This is a genomic window from Gardnerella sp. KA00718 (assembly GCF_049244285.1).
Taxonomy (GTDB): Bacteria; Actinomycetota; Actinomycetes; order Actinomycetales; family Bifidobacteriaceae; genus Bifidobacterium; species Bifidobacterium vaginale.
The window spans coordinates 191,378-204,677 of sequence record NZ_CP058370.1; the positions used below are offsets into that span (position 1 = coordinate 191,378).

Sequence of the window (13,300 nt, forward strand, 5' to 3'; positions counted from 1 at the left end):
AAAACTGTCAGAAGCAATAAAAGCAGATTTAGCTGGTTACCCTTTTGTAGCTCCAATTGCTAAGCCTGATTGCCAGTAGCGTTGCAATGCCAAGAAGAGCAGAATCAGTGGGAATACGACTAGCAAAGATGCGGTAATGACTAGGTTTGGAATAATAGGCATATTGCCACCTTCATTGCCTTGAGCATTCCACTGTGCAAGACCTAATGCCAATGGATACCATTTAGAGTCTTTCAGCATTATCAATGGAAGGAAGTAATTGTACCAAATAGAAACAAATGCGAACAATGACACTGTTACCAATGATGGTTTCATAAGTGGTAATGCAACTTGGAAGAAAATGCGTCCTTCTCCAGCACCATCGATACGTGCTGCTTCTATAAGAGAAGTTGGAACACTTTGCCCTGAAAATGTCCACATTAAATATAGACCAAATGGGTTTAGTAGAGATGGAATTATTACAGCCCAAGGAGTGTTTGTTAAACCAAGTTGCGAGAAAATCAAGAACTGTGGAACTACAAGCAGTACTCCTGGAATTGCCATAGATCCTAAGATGGTTAGCAAAATAAAGTGTTTGCCTTTAAAATTGAGTTTTGCTAGAGCATATCCTCCCATAGTTGCAAACAATACAGAAATGATAGTGCCAATTATTGTGTATAGGACCGTATTTAGAATCCATCGTGCGAAAATGCCATTGTTATATGTAAATACCTCTACTATGTTGTCCCATAGAGCGAATGAGGATCCAAATGATAGACCGAATGTAGAAGCAAAATCAGCCTTAGTTTTTGTAGCATTTATGAATAGCCAAACAAATGGAACGAGAGCGTATAATAGATATAGATACACCCAGAATGTCATCATTGGACTCTTCTTTGGATGTTCAACAGTGTAGAACCTCGTGAGTGGAGGCATCGCTGCCTGATTATTTGATGATTTTGTTGTATTAATCATTTGTTCTTCCTTTTGGATGCTTCGTTGCATATTTCGTCTATGGTTAATCAGCGGTGACATTTTTGCGCATATTGCGAATTTGAATCGTAAATGTAACGACAATGACAATAATTGCCATAATCAATGCTGCTGCAGCAGCATATCCCTGTGAAGAGTCACCAAAAGCTAGATTGTAAATGTATAAGTTTGGTGTCCAACTGGTTGTAATGCCAGTGCCTCCAACCATTTTTGACAAAATTTGCGGCTCGTTGAAAAGCTGTACACTACCTATTATTGAGAAGATAGTAGTTATAGCCAGTGAGCCTCTAATCTCTGGAAGCTTGATATAACGATCTATTTGGCGATAGCTTGCTCCGTCAATTACAGCAGCTTCGTAAAGATCTGGTGAAATAGCCTTTAATGAAGAATAGAAGATGAGCATGTTATATCCAATAGCAGCCCAGCTAATCATTACTCCGATAGAAATCATGATAAATGAAGGAGAAAATGGATTTATATCAGTATGAGATATTTCATTAAAATTCTTAAACAGACCATACCTAGTTCCAAGGATGAACCCCCACATTAATGTGGAGATAACACCAGGAACAGCGTATGGAATGAATATTGAGATTCTGCACCAGTTTGTACCATATAGACGTTTCGAATCGATAGCAAGCGCTAGGCAAATGGAAATTATTAACATTAGAGGGACTTGGATTGCTGTAAATATGAGGACGCGTGCAATACCCTGCCACAATAATGGGTCTTTCAAAAGTTCGAGATAGTTTTTTGCGCCGACAAACACAGTTCCGCCAATTAATTGGTGTCCGAAGAAACTAATGTACATCGAGTATACAAGTGGAATAATAAACACGAAGGTAAAGAGAAGCAAAAATGGAAGCACGAACATCCAACCAGCAGCTCCTTCGCGTTTAATTCCATTGCGTTGCCGTGTTAAATTCGCTCGTTTATTTTTAGAAGTGTTCAATATCATTGCTTTCCCCCAATGTAAAAACTTTTCAGTTAAATTAGGTGCTGTTGGTGTTGTAGCACCAACAGCACCTTAAATGGTAATGAGTTTATTTGCTATTATTAGTAAACATTATTTGCTTACTGTGAAGCCCTGTTTGTTTCCATAGTCGATGCACAGCTTAGCCCAGTTTTCTAGCTGAGTTTGCAGTGATTCGCCTTTGGCTACTTTTGCATAATCCATATTGTCACCATATAGATCACGCACTTTTTCCATGAACGGAAGGTACTGCCATCCTTCTCCTACTTTTTGAGCTGAATCGGCAATAGGCTCACGGTACTTCTGGTCTCCGAAGTAAGGGTCAGTAGAAGAAAGGAATTCGTTATTCTTAAGTACGGAAACATTTGGAGGGAATACTCCAGCATCAACGCGTGCTTTTACGCCTTCCTTATCGTAGGCAAGGAAGTGCAAGAATTTCCAAGCCCATTGATGATTCTTTGCTTTCGCTGGAATAGCAAAGCCAGAGCCGCCGTTTTCTGCGCTCAACTGTTCGCCCGCTTTCCATTGAGGCATAGGGGCAACACGGAAGTTTCCAGCTTGTTTTGGAGCGCGATCTTTAATGCTAGAGGTGAACCATCCTCCTATGATTTGTGTGGCAATAGTTCCATCGTTTAAAGCTCTGTTCCAATCATCGGACCAAGTTTTGATATTAGTTGCGATTAAGCCTTCCTGAATCATCTTCTGATAGTAAGATACAGCTTCCTGCATCTTTGGATCTTTTACGTTAATGTGAGCAGTGGTTCCGTTAACCTTAAATGGATGCCCTCCAGCTTGCCATACAAGGGATAGCAATGTGAAGATATCGCTTGCGTCATTTGTTATGTAGTACTTGTCTCCGAGTGCTTTTACTTTCTTAGCTGCTTGGTAATATTCTTCCCAAGTTTCTGGTACTTTGCTTACTCCTGCTTTTTCTAATATTGCCTTATTGTAGAACATGACGCTTGGGCCGTAATCCATTGGAATTGCGTATGGCTTATTGTTGAAGCTGATGTCCTGCCATGCGCCTTTCACAAATGTGCCTTTATCATTATTTGCGCCAAGAGTACTTAAATCTACAAGTTTATTTTGAATTGCGAAATAAGGAACCGTCAAGTACTCAAATTCCATAACGTCTGGAATTCCCGATCCAGCTTGAATGGCTGTATCCAGAGCCTGATAAGCGTCTGTTACAGTTTCTACTTTAATTTTTACGTTTGGATATTTCTTTTCAAATATTGCTGCTGCTGCTTTTGTTGGTGTTGTATTACCAGTCCACACAGTGAGGTTAACAGGTGTTTTAGTATCAACTTGCGCTGATGAACTCGAGTTATTGGTGTTACCGCATCCAGCAAGCGATAGTAGAGCGGCGCTCGCTGCTGCAATGATGCCAATAATTTTCTTTCCACTATGCATGGCGCTTCCTTTCTTTGAAGCTTTACTTGTCGACTTTGACGAGTTGTGTATTGATTGCCGGCGGCATCTATGTCGTAGGAACATTCAATGTTAACTATCTTAACAAATTATTTATTTGTTGTAAAGTCCAAGAAATATACAAATACTTGTGTGTATATTGGGATGAAATTATTGTTAATAATTATGGTAATTATGCCTAGCGCGTATGTGTTACAGCTGGCTACAATGGTTGAGAGTGTACAATATAGTTTATTGTGAAATTTTGTTGTGAGTACATGTGCTGACAACATTTTTCCTGATGATTTGGCCTATTGGTGGGATGGTACGATGTAGTACTTACTTTCAGTATGCTGCAACAGCCCTATACTTGAGGAGTGTCATGTTTGGAACAACTGATGATAATGCCTTGTCTTGCTTTCTATCACCTTCTATGACAGTTACTAAAAAACATGAACCCGCTGATGTACGAATCAATAATCGCATGATGGTTTTTGGACAAATTTTTTCATCATGTCCTATGTCTAGAGCACAAATTGGTAGGAAAACTGGATTATCGCGAGTTGCTGCGTGCGAAGTCGTGTCTGACATGTTAGATAAACACTTTCTGATGGAAAATGGATATGAACAACCAACGCGACCTGGTAAAAAAGGAACTTTAGTAAGTGTAGATGATCAATATTGGAATGTGGTTGTTCTGGACTTATCAATGCCATTTTTGTTGCAAGCTGCTGTAATGAATTTACGCGGTGAAATTGTAACTAGAGTTGAAAAATCCTTTGATAAAATTACTGCTATTACGCCTGAAACTGTAATTGCTTTGGCTGAGTCACTACTTGATGGTGCCTCACATATACTTGGTTTTGGTGTTGCTGTCCCAGGTATTGTTGATGAAGATGGTGTAGTAGTTGAAACTGCGAATTTTGGGTGGAAGAATGTGCCTTTGCGCAAGATGTTTCAACAACATTTTGGTAAGTTCTGTACGGTAGATAATGATGCGAATAGTGCTTTGATCGGTGAACGTTTTTGTGGAGCTGGCAGAGCAACTGGCATTTTTGTTCAAATCGCTGTTGGCGTAGGCGCAGCATTGTTAATCGATGATTCGCTCGTTTTGGGGAGTCATCATGCTGCAGGTGAAATCGGTCACGTAGTTGTTGATCCAGATGGTCCACAATGCACGTGTGGTAAGCGTGGTTGTTTAGAGACTTTTATATCTGCAGCAAACTTACGAAGAAGAATTAATGAGAATCCTTTAGACAGGACGACAATGCTACAGGAAGCAGGTCGTTCACTTGGACATGTGCTTGCTCCGTCTGTTAGCTTACTTGATTTAGATGATGTTTTTGTATACGGTTCAAAAGATATTGTTGACGATATATTTTTAGGTGCGACTGAATGTGCAATTAATGCCGAAGCCGCCTCAACATTACAAAACCATTCTATTCGTGTGCAACAATGTTCTTGCGGTGATGACATAGTTTTACGTGGTGAGAGCATTGCTGTTGTGCAGGCAGTGCTTCGAAATGCAAATGAGTATAAAAAAGTGCCCCCTGTGGGACTCGAACCCACAACCCAAGACTTAAAAGGACTCTGCTCTGCCAATTGAGCTAAAGGGGCAACAAATGCCTAGTGTACTACATTTTGTAGACTAATCCAACTCATGTCTACATGTAGCGTGTGTTTTGTGGCAAGTTGCTGCAAAATTGCAGGCAAAAATCACAAATTGATCTGTCCTAATTCTTCAAGTTTTTCTTTAATCTGAGTTGCAGTCGGCTCAACCATAAAACTTCCATCGCTAAAAGTAACGACAGGAATATGCTTCTGCCCACTAATATCAATAGCCTTTTGTTCGGCGCCTTCTTCAGATTCAATGTTATGCCAAGTAAAAGCAGCATTAAACTTATTAAGCGCAGCTTTAGCTCTGATGCAATCGCCACACCAATCTGCTCCATAAACATCAATCAATGGCGAGTTTTCCATACGCAATACCCCAATTCAATTTCTGATTACAAAATTAACTTACAAAAGCATTGTATTAAAATGCTAATATTTACGTGATTTTTGCTTACTGTAGCAACAGTCTTCGTTACATTCTAATCAACTGTCCCTTTAATTTCATAGTCTTTATTATATGAATATAGTTATGGATTTAGATTTGATTATATGGTCCACTGTTGGCACAGTTGTTTTAGCAGTGCTTTTAGTGACTGCGGCAGTTGTGCTGAGAATTATCAGTAAGTCGCGAGGTCCTTTAATACCTACTAGCAAAGATAATCCACTGCCTAGCGTAGCTAAAAGTGATAGCAATGTTGAGCCATCTGCGCCTGAAAACGTTGCCTCTCGAGTTACAAGATTGCGTTCTAAACTTGCTAATAGTGCGAATCCTTTTGGTCGTGCTCTGTTCAATATATTGAGCAAAGATAATCTTAGTGAAGACGATTGGCAAGATGTAGAAGATACGCTTTTAATGGCAGATGTTGGAGCACAGGCAAGTGATGAATTGGTTGAATCACTTAGAAAAGATGCTAGGATTTCTGGAACAGCAAGCGCACAAGATGTACGTGAAATACTTCGTGCAAAATTGCTGGATATCGTTGGTGCCAAAACAGATAGAAGCCTAAATGCGGATTCTTCTAAAGCTCATAAGCCAAGCGTAATCATGATGGTTGGTGTAAATGGCACTGGTAAAACCACTACTGCTGGAAAGCTTGCGCGACTAATGGTTTCTAAAAATCGTTCTGTAATATTAGCTGCAGCAGATACTTTCCGCGCTGCAGCTGCCGACCAGCTTGAAACTTGGGCAAATGCTGTAGGTGTTAAAATCGTTCGATCCGAAAAAGACGGTGCAGATCCAGCTTCTGTAGCATTTGACGGTGCCGCCAAAGCTAAGGAATCCAATTCAGATGTTTTGATTGTAGACACGGCTGGAAGGCTGCAAAATAAGGCAAATCTTATGGACGAGCTTGGCAAAATTCGCCGAGTTATTGAAAAAACTGTTCCTGTAGATGAAGTCCTTTTGGTTCTTGATGCTACAACTGGTCAAAATGGCATGGTCCAGGCAAAAGTTTTTGCTGAGGCAATTGGAATTACAGGTGTGGTTTTAACTAAGTTAGACGGTTCCGCGAAAGGCGGTATCGTGGTTTCTGTTCAAAAAGAGTTAGGCGTTCCTGTGAAGCTTGTCGGATTGGGAGAAGGTCCAGACGATCTAGCTCCATTCGATCCAGAAAGTTTTGTGGATGGAATATTGGATTAATCTATCGTAATTAGTTATTAATCACGCAGCGCCAGTTGAGTAGAATATAAAAGAACATATAAAATAGAATATTGAAGACATAACCGCCGAGGGTTGTGTATTGTGAGGTGAAAGATGACCGCAATGGATCCGCAATGGGCATTATTGGCCGCTGCTTTAGTGTTTGTAATTACGCCAGGGATTGCTCTATTTTATGGCGGTCGCGAACGAGCAACATCTATGGTCAACATGATGATGCTTTCTGCTGGAGCTATTGCGGTAACAACCATAGTTTGGACGCTATGGGGATGGTCAATGGCTTTCGCTGGGAAAGACATGATTGGCGGCGTTGTGGGTGATCCTGTGAGTGGTTTGCTTCTACGTGATTCAATGGTTGCAGATCATGGAATTTTTACTTCTATGGACGCAAACACAGGCTTGTCGGGCGGAGGTATTCCAGCAGCCTTTAGATTAGCGTGCGCTGTCGTAGCAGTTGCTCTTATTACTGGTGCGTTGGCTGGACGCGTAAAATACGCAATTTGGCTTATATTCGTGGCGGTATGGGTCACTTTAGTATTTGCTCCTCTAGCGCATATGGTTTGCGGAGGGGGATTGCTTTCCCCTAATGGCGCAATATCACAAGCTTTAGGAATTCAAGTACACGATTTTGCTGGAGGATCGTTGCTGCACCTGACTGCAGCAGTTTCTGCGCTTGCAATCGTGCTAATTATTGGTGGTCATGCGCACTTCCCGTTAAAGCGATTTGTGCTTCATACCAAATCCTCTACTGTTCAAGGTAACAGTAGTAATAATTCTGAGCATAAGGGAAATTTGGTTCGTGCATTGTGGGCTGACGTTGCGAGATTTAGTAAATTAGAGACTAATACGGGTTCATCATCTTCTAAAGCAGAAGATTCTAATGGTTCTGTTGAAGCTGTTAGTGATGTTGCTGATAATTCTGTAAATGTTCTAAAACGCCATCCGCATAATGTACCGTTTGTTGTTCTGGGAATTTTTATTATTTGGTTTGGCTGGCTTGGCTTAATGATTGGATCTTCTGTAGGTCTTCCTGGAGTTGCTGGATATGCTTGGGTTTCATCCACTATTACAGCATCTGCTTCTATGCTTGCTTGGGGTGTTACAGAGCGTTTGCGTTCAGGTTGTTTTACTGCTGTTGGCGCCGCGTCTGGAATTATGGCGGGTTTGGCCGCTAGTTCTGCCGCTGCAGATGTGATTGCGCCTTTATGGGCAATGGTATTAGGAGTTATTGTTGGTGTCGTTACATGCCTTGCAACGCATTCTAAGACTTTTGCGCGTTATGATGGAGCGCTTCATGTTGTGAGCGTGAACGGCATCGCTGCTCTTACCGGTATTTTTGCAGTGGGATTATTTGCTGATAGTAGCGGACTGTTTTGCGTTGGTGACTGGCATCAGCTTATCGCGCAGATTTGTTTACTTGTAATCACTGTTCTTTATTCCGGTGCAGTTACTGCTTTAGTTGCATTTGGTTTAGAGAAGCTTTTTGGTTGGAGAATATCGGAAGCTAAAGAGCGTAAGGGTGTTGATTTGGCAGATCAGGGTGAGCGCGCATATGACTTTTCGAGTATTGCTCAAGCTAGAGCTGGAGCTGTTGTAGAAGTTGCTGATTCTGAAGAAGGGAAAACCCAAGTGGCAGTTCTTACTCCAGTAGCTATTTCTGTTGATGAATCAGTTGTAGACGCAGATGGTGATTCTGTAGATGCAGATGGTGATTCAACGGTTGCTGGCGATAATTCAGCTCATTCTGATGATAATGTTTCTGCTCAATCGCAAGACGAAGTTGAATTGGGCGAAGAGAAAATTGAAACTGAAAATGATGGAAAAGAGTCAGAAAATTCAGAAGAATCTGATTCTAGTTCTGTGGAAAATAAGTCAGATAAATCTAGAAGTAATTCTAAGAAATCTCAAAAGAAGCAATAAAATATCAAAGTTTGTGTAAAGTAATCCCCCATTGGTGTGAATATCTCAAGATTATGACACACACGGGCTAAGTGATGTGGATAAAAACTTTGAGTTATCCACATTTTAGGCGTGTTGCTGTGTGTATCTCAAAAAGTTATACACAAATGGGGGATAACATTGTGGATATCCTGCGGATAACTTTTCCAAAAACAATTTTGATTTGCAATTGGCAAATATTTATGATAGCGAAATAAAAAGGAAAAGTCGCAAGCTACCGAACATCAGATTTAGAAAAGTAATGTAATAAGTAATAAAAATAATAAAAGTAATAAAAATAATAGTTTTATTAAATACTTAATCTAATAAGTTTTTTCGACAGTACAATAGTGCATTATGACAATAGCCAAGAGTAACGCAGCTACCAATAGACAAGAAGATAAAGAATCTGCTATAAACAAAAAAGATTTACTAAAGCATATATTTTCTCTAGCTATTCCTACATTTGGACAGCTTATTGCAGAGCCAGCGTTTGTTTTAATAGACACCGCAATAGTAGGTCATTTAGGCAAAACGCAACTTGCAGGGCTTTCAATAGGATCAACTGTGCTTTTAACAACAACGGGACTATGCCTGTTTTTGGCATACAACACCACAAGCCAAGTCGCGAGACTATTGGGTGCTGGGAAAAATCGTCAAGGACTAAGCGTTGGAATGGACGGTCTATGGCTGGCTCTTGGGTTAGGTGTTGTTTTAACGCTTGTTTTAATGGTGTTCGCAGGTCCGCTTTGTCAAAGCTTTGGTGCAAGTGGAGATACGCTTAAAAACGCGATTATTTACACTCAAACTGTTATGCCAGGATTGCCTGCGATGCTACTAATTTACGCGGCAAATGGCATATTCAGAGGACTTAGCAAAGTAAAAATCACACTTTTTGCTGCAATAAGTGGAGCTGTGCTAAACGCTATTTTAGATATTCTATTTGTGTTTGGAATGAATCTTGGCATTTTTGGATCTGGAATAGCAACAATGATAGCGCAATGGTATATGGGTATTGTTTTAACGCTTCCAGCGATTTTTTGGGCAGCTCGTGAAAAAGCACGTTTGCGTCCGCAAGCGCATAGCATACTTAAAAGCGCTGGAAGTGGTATTCCGCTGTTTATACGCACATTGGCGTTGCGCGCGTGCATGGTTGCCACTGTTGCAGCGGCTGCTCGTCTTGGAACAAATACTTTAGCTGCATACCAAGTTGCAAATTCTTGCTGGAATTTTGTTATGAACATATTAGACGCTATAGGAATTGCAGCTCAAACAATAGTCGCCTCTGCGCTTGGAGCTGGATTATTAAAACGCGCTAACATGATCACAAAAATATGCGCACAAGTAGGAGCATTAAGTAGCGTAATCGTTGGAATTTTAATGATATTTGCAGGATGGCTACTATCCCCGTTATTTAGCCCAAACGTAGAAATACAACTTTTAGTTTCAATAGGAATGACGATTCTTGGAATTTTCTTGCCGTTATCTGGATTTATGTGGGCTTTAGACGGAGTGCTAATCGGAGCTGGAGACCACAAGTATTTGGCCAAATCGTGCTCGATTACAGCTATTGTGTACCTTCTTGCGATTAGTGCAATGTGCTTCGTAAATATAGCTTTCTGCTCTACTGACATAATTAGAACCGTGTCATTGTGGGTGGCTCTGAACCTTGTATACATTGGTGGAAGAGCTTTAGGAAATTCTCATAGGGTTAAAACAGATGATTGGATGAAGTCTGCAAGTCTGTAAGTATGTAAATATGTGAAATATTCAAATATGTGAAATATTCAACTTGCGACTTGTGTTGGTTTATATCAACTTTTGTTGGTGTGCTCCGTGCGGGCGTTTATACTCGATTCTATGGCAGGTAATGATATGTGGAAGTCAAGTAGAAATGACGCAAACCAGTCAGGCAACGCATCATATAACAGTATTTTGTTTGACAAGGTTCCGCCTCACGACGAAGACGCGGAAATGGCCGTTTTAGGTGGAATGCTAATGAGCAAAGATGCCATTGGCGAAGTTTCGCAAATCCTAGAAACAGCAGACTTTTATGTGCCAAAACACCAAACAATTTACGACGCGATCATAAGCTTATTTTCTGGTTCACAACCAGTAGATGTTGTTTTAGTCGCAAACGAGCTTCTAAAAGACGAAAACCTGGAGAAAATTGGTGGAGCAGACTACCTGCATAGTCTAGTTGCATCAGTTCCAACAGCTGCAAACGCGTTATATTACGCGGATATTGTACACAAAAATGCGATTTTGCGAAATGTGATTGCTGCTGGAACAAAGATTGCGCAAATGGGGTATTCTGCCACGGGAGATCAAGCAGAAGACGTTGTAAATCTTGCACAATCCGAAGTTTACGAGATGAGTTCTGGCAAAGTTCACCAGGATTATTCTGCTATTGGTCCTGTTGTTCAAGATGCTCTCGAACAATTAGACAAGTTGCAAAGTAACGAGATTGAAAAAGGCGTTCCAACAGGATTTAGAGATATTGACGACATGACGCAAGGCTTGCAACCAGGGCAAATGGTAGTCGTAGCTGGTAGGCCTGCAATGGGAAAGTCAACTCTTGGAATCGACTTTGCGCGTTCTGCAGCGTTGCATCACAATATGACAACAATCGTGTTCTCGCTAGAAATGAACAAATTGGAGCTTGCTCAAAGAATAATTGCAGCCGAAACGGATATTCCAATGACGGCAATGCATCGCGGAACTTCAGAAGACATTACAACAGATAGATGGACTAAGCTAAATGCGTTTTGGTCAAAAATGAAAGACGCTCCGCTTTTTATAGACGATAGCCCAAATATGAGTCTTATGGAAATTCGCGCAAAATGCAGGCGACTAAAGCAAACGAACGATCTAAAGTTGGTTGTAATCGACTATTTGCAACTTATGACTTCTGGAAAGAAAGTCGAATCGAGGCAGCAAGAGGTCTCGGAGTTTTCGCGTGCATTAAAGCTTTTAGCAAAAGAGCTAGAAGTGCCAGTTGTTGCGCTAAGCCAGCTAAACCGCGGACCAGAAATGCGAAACGATAAAAAGCCTCAGCTTTCAGATTTGCGCGAATCGGGATCTATTGAACAGGATGCTGACGTTGTGTTTCTTGTGCATAGACCTGATTTTTACAACAAAGAAGATCGTCCAGGCGAAGCAGACATTATTATGGCAAAGCATCGTAATGGTCCTACAGAAACGTTCAATCTAGCTTTTCTTGGAGCAACGTCTAAGTTTAAAGATATGCCGCAAGGATACCAGCCGCAATCATATTCGCAAGGTAATGATGCTCAAGGTTATGATTCGCATCAGTCTCAGGCATATCAGCAGTAGAGTTAATAGGGGGATTGATGATCGTCAAAAATAAAGTGGTAAAACGCTGTTGTTTTGGATTCATAATGCCAGCTGTAGGGAAATTGGTTAGGATGATTTCGCGCGCGACAAACCACGGAGGAAGTGCTTTACCAGGCAAAGTTGTGGAAACACTAGACCCTGGGTTTTTGGCTAGAACGCTAGGAAAATTACCTTATGGTGTTGTGTTAATTTCTGGAACTAACGGTAAAACCACTACAACTCGCATGGTTGCGTCTATGCTTAGAGATGCTGGATTGCGCGTGTTTACAAATCCTACGGGATCGAATTTTACACGCGGAGTTGTAGCAGCATTGGTGCAAGAAATGCCTGTTTTTGGCACAAAGTTAGATGCGGATATAGCTGTTTTAGAGCTTGATGAAGCTTATGCGGTGCATTTTGTAAATCAAATAAAGCCGCGCTATTCGCTTCTTCTAAACGTTATGCGAGATCAGTTAGATAGATTTGGCGAGATTGACACTACAGCTAAATTGTTGAGCAATGTTGCGCACGCAACTAAGCAAGTAGTTGTGCTAAATCGCGAAGATCCGCGAATTTCTGCGCTTTCTAAAGACGTTTTGCCGTCTTGTAAGATAAAATATTTCGGTTTGGATGATTCGTTAAGAAGCATGTTCCCAACCGACGACGATTTGCATAGTGATTTGTGTGGCGATTTTAATGGCGATTCGCGTAATCTTCCGCATGCAGATGTTGTTTTGGCAAAAGTTGCAGATAATAAAGCCGATTTTTTGATTGATGGGCATAGAAAAACCACTAGCGTTAAGCTGCGAGGCGTGTATAACGTTTTTAACGCGGCTGCTGCGTCTACGATTGTGCGCGCTATTTTGGCAGATGCTGCTAAAAAAGATGCAACACTCGCAAAATTCGACGACGATGCGCTTATGGAATCTATTTCTCGCGTAACGCCAGCATTTGGTCGAGGCGAAGTAATCGAAGTTAACGGCGCTCCTGTGGAGCTTGTTCTAGTGAAAAATCCTATTGGATTTAGACTTGCGCTCGCTTCGGATAAGCCTGCAAATCATGACACAATGATTGCGATTTGTGACGAATACGCGGATGGGCGAGACATGAGCTGGCTGTGGGACGTTGATTTTACATGCTTTAGTGGCACTGGAGTCACTTGTGTTTCTGGCACGCGCGCGTGGGATATGGCTTTGCGTTTACAATACGACAAAGTTGCCTCTAGAAATGTGAACACTGATTTAGAAGAAGATGTTAAAACCTTTGTAAATGGCGATTTTAGTAGTGATGCTAAAAATGCTAAGCGCATATATTGCACATACACTGCTATGCTTCGCGTGCGATCTACGTTGGGGCAAATCGCAAGCGTTAAAGACGTTGGAGTTGGAAAGTAGCAAGAA

At 41.2% G+C, this 13,300-nt stretch carries 10 protein-coding genes, 1 tRNA gene and 1 pseudogene; 6 read left to right on the forward strand and 6 right to left on the reverse strand.

Going from position 1 to position 13,300, the window contains the following annotated elements:
- Positions 1–36: 36 nt before the first annotated feature.
- The 4 genes from HXT55_RS00725 to HXT55_RS00740 form a co-directional block, all read right to left on the reverse strand.
- A complete protein-coding gene (locus HXT55_RS00725) occupies positions 37–954 on the reverse strand; it encodes a carbohydrate ABC transporter permease (protein ID WP_004114082.1) in 918 nt (305 codons plus the stop codon).
- Positions 955–997: 43 nt separating this feature from the next.
- Positions 998–1,930 (reverse strand): carbohydrate ABC transporter permease, encoded by a 933-nt coding sequence (locus HXT55_RS00730; RefSeq protein ID WP_004120282.1) that lies wholly within the window; start codon positions 1,928–1,930, stop codon positions 998–1,000.
- Between the two features lie 108 nt (positions 1,931–2,038).
- Entirely contained in the window at positions 2,039–3,358 is a 1,320-nt protein-coding gene (locus HXT55_RS00735) for an ABC transporter substrate-binding protein (protein WP_004114086.1), read from the reverse strand.
- Between the two features lie 342 nt (positions 3,359–3,700).
- A complete protein-coding gene (locus HXT55_RS00740; protein ID WP_226913180.1) occupies positions 3,701–3,946 on the reverse strand; it encodes a hypothetical protein in 246 nt (81 codons plus the stop codon).
- Between the two features lie 145 nt (positions 3,947–4,091).
- On the opposite strand from HXT55_RS00740, the pseudogene HXT55_RS00745 reads away from it, so the two are divergent.
- A pseudogene (locus HXT55_RS00745) lies at positions 4,092–4,796 on the forward strand (ROK family protein); the annotation flags it as partial.
- Between the two features lie 103 nt (positions 4,797–4,899).
- Here the strand turns inward: HXT55_RS00745 and HXT55_RS00750 are convergent.
- Both HXT55_RS00750 and HXT55_RS00755 read right to left on the reverse strand, forming a co-directional pair.
- Positions 4,900–4,972: transfer RNA gene (locus HXT55_RS00750), tRNA-Lys, on the reverse strand.
- 99 nt (positions 4,973–5,071) lie between these two features.
- Positions 5,072–5,335: a glutaredoxin domain-containing protein gene (locus HXT55_RS00755; protein ID WP_004114090.1), complete on the reverse strand. Its 264-nt coding sequence runs from the start codon at positions 5,333–5,335 to the stop codon at positions 5,072–5,074.
- Positions 5,336–5,486: 151 nt separating this feature from the next.
- On the opposite strand from HXT55_RS00755, the gene ftsY reads away from it, so the two are divergent.
- The 5 genes from ftsY (at position 5,487) to HXT55_RS00780 (ending at position 13,294) form a co-directional block, all read left to right on the forward strand.
- Positions 5,487–6,608: a signal recognition particle-docking protein FtsY gene (ftsY, locus tag HXT55_RS00760; RefSeq protein ID WP_020759652.1), complete on the forward strand. Its 1,122-nt coding sequence runs from the start codon at positions 5,487–5,489 to the stop codon at positions 6,606–6,608.
- 114 nt (positions 6,609–6,722) lie between these two features.
- Entirely contained in the window at positions 6,723–8,546 is a 1,824-nt protein-coding gene (locus HXT55_RS00765) for an ammonium transporter (protein WP_248911419.1), read from the forward strand.
- A 375-nt stretch (positions 8,547–8,921) separates the two neighbouring features.
- Entirely contained in the window at positions 8,922–10,313 is a 1,392-nt protein-coding gene (locus tag HXT55_RS00770; protein ID WP_020760016.1) for an MATE family efflux transporter, read from the forward strand.
- A gap of 111 nt (positions 10,314–10,424) precedes the next feature.
- Positions 10,425–11,900, forward strand: coding sequence for a replicative DNA helicase (gene dnaB, locus HXT55_RS00775; protein ID WP_004116417.1), 1,476 nt, complete (start codon positions 10,425–10,427; stop codon positions 11,898–11,900).
- A gap of 92 nt (positions 11,901–11,992) precedes the next feature.
- Complete coding sequence (locus HXT55_RS00780) at positions 11,993–13,294, forward strand: MurT ligase domain-containing protein (protein WP_410309579.1); 1,302 nt, start codon at positions 11,993–11,995, stop codon at positions 13,292–13,294.
- Positions 13,295–13,300: the final 6 nt, after the last annotated feature.